The sequence below is a fragment of the Brevibacillus parabrevis genome, from assembly GCF_003710905.1.
Classification (GTDB): Bacteria; Bacillota; Bacilli; order Brevibacillales; family Brevibacillaceae; genus Brevibacillus; species Brevibacillus parabrevis.
This window is the reverse complement of record NZ_RHHV01000025.1, coordinates 1-6,318: the sequence shown is the minus strand read 5'-3', so window position 1 is coordinate 6,318 and position 6,318 is coordinate 1. Positions and strand designations below refer to the sequence as shown.

Genomic DNA, 6,318 nt, shown 5'->3' with positions numbered 1-6,318 from the left:
TTTGCCATTTTCATAAAGCTGAATCATCTGCTGTTTGAATTGATCTGTAAATGACCGACGCTCACGTTTCCCCATGACATTCTCTCCGTTCCATACCGATTTGATTTCAATCTACTAGACCCTAAGAGAATTGTCCAATTCAGTGTAGCCGATCCATTGTCACCTTTACAGTTGATGCATGTGCCATAGTGCCAGTTCCAGAGTCCTTGCTTGCCTACTGCTGTAACCGGATCGATCGGCTACACTGAATTGGACAATTCTCTTAGGGTCTAGTAGATTGAAATCAAATCGACATGGAACGGAGAGAATGTCGTGGGGAAACGTGAGCGTCGGTCATTTACAGATCAATTCAAACAGCAGATGATTCAGCTTTATGAAAATGGCAAACCACGTGCAGATATTTTGAGAGAATATGATCTGAGTGCATCTGCGTTTGACCGTTGGGTCAAACAGAGTAGAACCACAGGTTGCTTCAAAGAAAAGGACAACCGAACAGAGGAACAAAATGAACTCATGGCGTTGCGTAAGGAAAATCAACGGTTGAAGATGGAGAACGATATTTTAAAGCAAGCAGCGCTGATCTTCGGACGAAAATAACAGTGATCCGGCACAATGCACATAAATACCCCGTGTCTGCCATGTGCACCATTCTCAAGGTGAATCGGAGTACCTACTATTATGAAAGTAGCCAGCAGCCATCTATCGATGATGAGGTGGAGCAAGCAATCATCCATATTTTTGATGAGAATCAGCGCGTGTATGGAACCAGAAAGATCAAGGCAACCCTACAAAAAGAAGGATGGATCGTTTCCAGACGGCGGATTGGACGCTTGATGAAAAAGAATGGTCTTGTATCGGCGTATACGGTTTCCCAGTATAAACCGCATAAGTCACCGTGTAACGATTCACCAATCCAGAATGAACTGAACCGCGAGTTTACAAAAGATGAACCACTCGAGGCGGTTGTGAGTGATTTGACGTATGTCCGAGTCGCAAACAAATGGCACTACATCTGTCTGCTCGTGGACTTATTCAATCGGGAGATTATTGGGTATAGTTGTGGAACCAGTAAAGATGCTGCGCTCGTCTACCAAGCTTTTGCAAGCGTAAAAGGAGACCTACGTCAAATTCAGCTCTTTCACACGGATCGAGGCAGTGAGTTTACCAATCGTACGATTGGTGACGTCGTCCGTACATTCAACATCAAGCGCTCGCTAAGCATGAAAGGCTGCCCCTATGACAATGCAGTCGCAGAAGCAACTTTTAAGCTGATTAAAACGGAGTTTGTCAAGAATCGAAGATTTGGGTCACTCGCACAGTTGAAGCAGGAACTAGGGGCATACGTGAAATGGTTCACTCATCAATCCGTAATAAGCCCCAAGCGGCACATCCTTATATTCCATGACAAATTTGTCTATGGATACACTTGCATTCATCACACGCTACACTCCCGTTCTCATACGCTTTTTTGCTCCATGCGATTGTAAAATGTAACACTTACTCGACTAATTAAGTAATTATCGGACGCTGTCCATTTGAGAATGTTAAACGCAAAAAAGCACTTGTCGTCCATTACAGACAATCAAGTGCTCTAAGAGTTGAAGTTTACCAAGTTAGCAGTATCCCCTGAACCACAATCGAATACTGTATGAGGAATTATGTCACATGCTTTGTTTGGAGTCAACAATAACGTTTAATCCTATGAGATGGTTCGCTCTCGTTTGTATCTCCCCTCATCGGTGTCATTTGTGGTAATCCTACATGAGAACGTCGTCTCGCCCGGTTCTCGTGGGTCTGCTGTGGAGTATGCTCGTATCCTAGTCGAGTACGCCTAACTCACGACGCATTTCAATCTCCAGTTCACGTAACCGCTTTTGCTTGGTAACCAATTCCTCAAACCATTTCTTGTCCTCCATGGCTAGAGCCATGTCAATCATTTCGTCGTAGTCTTCTGAACACATCATCATCCGTTCTTTGAATTCGCTCATTTGTCCAGCCTCCCAATGTCTACGTACGTAATGATTAGCTGATCTGCCTTGCCTTGTTCCACAACTGGCGGCTAATGATACGGGGGAACACATCTTTCTGCCTAATGCCATTCTTCTCTTTTTGCCCGTTGTACATGTTGAACCCTGTGTACGTCTCATTGTTCAAAATGTTTTGTACCTGTACGACTGTCCAAGCCTTTCCTGTCTTGGTTTGGATACCAGCCTTGTTGAGCAACTTGGCGATGCGATAAGGGTTCGTTCCTTCTACATATTCCTGAAAAATGTATTTTACGGTGCTGGCTTGCTGGTTATCCAGTTCAATGTTTCCGTTCCACAGCCTGTAGCCATAAGGAATACCTCCGCCAGCGTATTGATTCTTTCTAGCCGTAGCGATTCGTCCGTTTCGGGTACGTTCATTGATGGTTGCACGTTCAAACTCAGCAAAACCGCCAAGCATTTGCAAGAAAATCTTCCCTTGCGGAGTCGAGGTATCCATTCGCTCCGTCACACTAATGAACGCCATGCCGTGTGGTTCCAATTCCTCTTCGATCAAGTCCAGCAGATGATTCAATTGACGATGGATACGGTCTGATTTCGTCACGACAATTCCGCCAACCTCATGTTCGGGCTGCTGAATGTAATGCAGCATCTCTTGATAACCATCTCGTTCTATTGTGCTGCCGCTAACCCCTTCGTCCTTGAAGATCGCTGCCAGTTGCCAGCCCTGACTCACGCAAAACGCTTCAATCTGCCTTACCTGTTCACTAATGGATGTGTTCTCCATCTGACTGTCCGAGGAGATACGCACATAGCCTACCCATTTCTTGACCTTCGTTTCCTTCATGTAAATGCCTCCTGTTTTTTGTAACACCATACGACCTTACGGAAGGCATTTACAACCCTCTTTATCCTTTTCGCCGCTCGTTAACCGTGATCGTGGTAAGACATTTTTACATTCATTTTTAGATGCCACGCCTTCTGCGGTAGTAAAAAGGAGCGAAACAAAGCGTGTGCTCTGTCTGCTCCTGTCTTCATCCTTGAAACTTGCTTCTCGCTTGTTGCAGTATCTCGACCAACTGGTCTAACGAGCCATCGCTTTTCTGCTTCTGCATATCCCTGAGCTTGCCGTTCTCCCGAATCAGTGCCGCGACATTCATCTGCACTTTGGTGATGGCGTCTTCAATCGCTCTGATTTCAGCAGGGTCAGGCTTGTCCTTCTGTTCCTCTTGCTGAATACGCAGCAGCATACGCCGTTTCCGTAACTCTGAAAGCCGATACTCGCTATCCACCTGTACATTCGGGTCGATTGAAACCTGATGGTACAACTCTTGTTCTTCCTCCGTTAGCGTATCCATCCAGATCGTTTCATACAGTCCATGCCTCAAGGCGTTTTTGTTGCCTTTTAGACGTTCGCTATGCTTCGCCCTGTCCTTCGGGCCAGTAGATTTTCCACCATGCAACCTGCAACGTCCATTCTTTAGAGCCGTTTTTTTACAAGCTTCACTGCTTTTCGTCTTTGCTCCGCATTGTTTCTGTTCCATTTTTATATCCCCTAACCTCATTTCATGGGGTATCGTTTCCCCGACCGGGGGGAGGACTTCTTGCCTTCAAGCTGTTTATCCATCTGTTTTCTGCTACGTAAGGATATTCTCTAACCGTGTTTCATTACATGTTCAATATTCTTGTTCATCCGTAAAGCAGGATTCTACTAATACTTTCCTCCTACTATCTTCCCTCTGTTTCTTATGCAACTGAAACTCCTCAAGCTGTTCCGTTTTAGCAATAAACGTAAAGCAGTCAAAGTACATACGTGTTAGTTCTGCCTTCGTTTCGATCTCGTGAAGTAACAGTTCCCATAAGAATTCTTCATGTTTCGTCATTGTGCTATTTCCTCCTGTGACTTTCGTATTTGGTTGCTCTCGTGGTTTCGTGCCTGCTGCGGTAAAATGTCCTTGGTTGTACGTTTGAATAGGTGTGCTGCCTAAGAGAGTCCGGCTGCATGTGTTATTTCTTAGATCGCTTTGCCTTGCGCTCCCAGTATCTGCGCTCGTACTCTTTCACTTTCAGACGATTCTCCGGCTTCTGTCTCCATTTGCGCCAATACTCACGTTCGTATTGTCTTCTGTATTCCCGACGTACTTCCAATGCTTCGGGGCTTAGTTGCGCCATTCGTCTAGTCCTCCATCACCAATTCAATAATATCCTCATCATCTACAATCTCTATAAATCCTTCTTCTTTTGCCAATTCAATAATATCCTCTAGTGGTTCAAATTCTTTTATCAACTTCCTACTCAACTCTGTTCCCCTCCAATTCTGTCAGCTTTGCTCATTGTGACTCCAATAGCTGTTCCGTTTCCTGTATTTGTTCCTTTGCTCGTTTTACCATTAGCACAGCTTCTCGTTCTGTCTCTTCCGGTTCCATTTGTTGACGAGCTAATACATTTTCATTGTGCTGGACAGTCTCCCGCAATCCAGATGCTTCTCGTACCAAGCTATCTATACGGCGCAGGATTTCCAGTCTTGGGTGTCCGTCCTTCTGATCTGCTAGATGGTTATAGTAATCAGCCTGTTCGAGTAGCTTCCTTACTTCTGTTGCTACATTTGGGTCGGTACTGCCAGAACGTTTTAACTCGTCCACCTGTTGCCGTAACTCCCGTGCTTTCTGGCAGTAACCTCTCACTTCCTCTACGATTGCCTGATACTCTGCTTGGACCTGAGCAATCAAACCCAATGTTTCCACTACTTTTTGTGCTTGTTTCGCCATTTTACCTTTTCCTCCTTTGAATTTGGGCATGCAAAAAAAAGCTCATTCCTACTCATCGTTCAAGTGGGAAAGAGCTTTGAAAGTCTATCAAGTGTTTGAATTGTTTAGTGTTTGGTTTGTATTTTAAGATCTAGTTGTTGGAGTTGTAAAGCAAGTTTACACTAAATTTTTGACGAGCACCTTTACTTTATTCGATATAACTCTCAGCAATCTGAATATGTCTCTTCAATTCCAAGTCAGGATACCTACTATCTAGTAAATATAATAATTCGATATACTTCTTACTCTGTAAATTGTACGCCACATCTTCAAATACCTCACTTAAGTAACTAAGTTCTATCTTTGTACAATTCTTCAAAAAATTTAATGTTAAATCTTCATTCTCACTAAGCGCATCGGTCAATTCCATCCACTTTTGTTCTATTCTCGGGTCATTCTCATCTAGTAGTGCTCTTGCACCTAATATTGCTCTTACTTTTTCATCGAACATTCTCCTATACCTCCAAATAATTAGGGTTGCATCGAATTATCAGGGAAAACAGTTCCTATTTCACCATTTGTCTTAATTACTCCTACCCGAACTCCATTATAATTGCCGAACACACCAACACCATCAGCTATTCCTTGATTCTGGGGAAGGTTTGCAACATACTCCCCTGCCCTCCTAATATCTTCCTTATTCCAATTAGAAGGAAACCATGCTTGCCCTGTACCTGTCCTTTTTCCTTTAGACTTATGTTCAGGTACATTACCTATCCGAACTCCATTAGGAAATGTTGTTTCAATATTGTACTCAATTCCATTTTGTTCAAGAAAATCTATATTATCTTGTCCATGCCCCCCTCCGCTCATCTTTTGTATTGCACCAGTTCGAGGATTCTTTGTAAAATCACCAATATTAGCGTGATCTAAGGCCTCTTCACTAATGTTAAAAGTCTTTATGACAGGAGGAACATTACCCGTCCCCTCAGCCCCTGCCTTCTCCTTCTCATGAGACTGATTTTTATTAGCATCATTCCCCTTCTTATCAGTAACTGGCTCATCATGATGAGAATGCCCGAGGTCTCCGCTCGCCTTTCCTCCTTTTGGCGACGTATTCTTGCTGGGAACATCCGTATCCGTAACTTTACCGTCATGCCCCTTTGATGTCCCCGAACTATGCGACCCGCCTTGCCCTGTCCGATCTTTCGAAAAGGAATAGCCCTCCCCTTTCTCCCAGAAGAAAAAGCGTTGGCCCGTCATCGCATCTTCCATCACGACCAGTCTTCCGTTTAACTGCTCGCTCATCTTTTCGAGGAACTTTGCAATCGTTTCGCTCAGCTCTTTTAACACATCATCCAGCAGTTTGGCCTTCGTCTTGAGCTTCCCGTCCTTGAGGGGCACGCCTTCCAGCATGTCATCTACACCGGACCCGTGCAAGAGACCGCCTCTCCCTTTTCCGCCGTCCGCATCCACATCTGCATGGGGTTGCTTGCCATGGGGCGCGTCCACGTCCAGCTTCGCCACCGATTTGCCGCCTTTTAATGCTGCTGTGCCCATTCCACCGCTATACACCGTCAGCACGG

At 44.7% G+C, this 6,318-nt stretch carries 9 protein-coding genes and 1 pseudogene; 1 reads left to right on the top strand and 9 read right to left on the bottom strand.

Features of this window, described 5'->3' with window-relative positions:
- Window positions 1–312: 312 nt before the first annotated feature.
- A pseudogene (locus EDM60_RS29315) lies at window positions 313–1,355 on the top strand (IS3 family transposase); the annotation flags it as partial.
- Window positions 1,356–1,817: 462 nt separating this feature from the next.
- On the opposite strand, the gene EDM60_RS28875 reads toward EDM60_RS29315, so the two are convergent.
- From EDM60_RS28875 to EDM60_RS29305, 9 genes are all read right to left on the bottom strand, one after another.
- Window positions 1,818–1,988 (bottom strand): hypothetical protein, encoded by a 171-nt coding sequence (locus tag EDM60_RS28875; protein ID WP_167470394.1) that lies wholly within the window; start codon window positions 1,986–1,988, stop codon window positions 1,818–1,820.
- Between the two features lie 34 nt (window positions 1,989–2,022).
- Entirely contained in the window at window positions 2,023–2,832 is an 810-nt protein-coding gene (locus EDM60_RS26970) for a recombinase family protein (RefSeq protein WP_233454219.1), read from the bottom strand.
- Window positions 2,833–3,019: 187 nt separating this feature from the next.
- Window positions 3,020–3,529, bottom strand: coding sequence for an HGGxSTG domain-containing protein (locus EDM60_RS26965; protein WP_122966720.1), 510 nt, complete (start codon window positions 3,527–3,529; stop codon window positions 3,020–3,022).
- Between the two features lie 132 nt (window positions 3,530–3,661).
- A complete protein-coding gene (locus EDM60_RS26960; RefSeq protein WP_122966719.1) occupies window positions 3,662–3,868 on the bottom strand; it encodes a hypothetical protein in 207 nt (68 codons plus the stop codon).
- A 124-nt stretch (window positions 3,869–3,992) separates the two neighbouring features.
- The gene (locus EDM60_RS28870) at window positions 3,993–4,157 is read right to left on the bottom strand and encodes a hypothetical protein (RefSeq protein WP_167470393.1); all 165 of its coding nucleotides are present in this window, start codon (window positions 4,155–4,157) and stop codon (window positions 3,993–3,995) included.
- A gap of 4 nt (window positions 4,158–4,161) precedes the next feature.
- Window positions 4,162–4,284 carry a hypothetical protein gene (locus EDM60_RS29510; RefSeq protein ID WP_267901894.1) on the bottom strand — a complete coding sequence of 41 codons (123 nt, stop codon included), beginning with the start codon at window positions 4,282–4,284 and terminating at the stop codon, window positions 4,162–4,164.
- A 31-nt stretch (window positions 4,285–4,315) separates the two neighbouring features.
- Window positions 4,316–4,753 (bottom strand): hypothetical protein, encoded by a 438-nt coding sequence (locus EDM60_RS26955; RefSeq protein ID WP_122966718.1) that lies wholly within the window; start codon window positions 4,751–4,753, stop codon window positions 4,316–4,318.
- 187 nt (window positions 4,754–4,940) lie between these two features.
- Window positions 4,941–5,243, bottom strand: coding sequence for a hypothetical protein (locus tag EDM60_RS26950; protein ID WP_122966717.1), 303 nt, complete (start codon window positions 5,241–5,243; stop codon window positions 4,941–4,943).
- Window positions 5,244–5,263: 20 nt separating this feature from the next.
- Window positions 5,264–6,318 (bottom strand): EndoU domain-containing protein (locus EDM60_RS29305; RefSeq protein WP_244226814.1); only part of this gene is annotated, 1,055 nt, incomplete at its 5' end.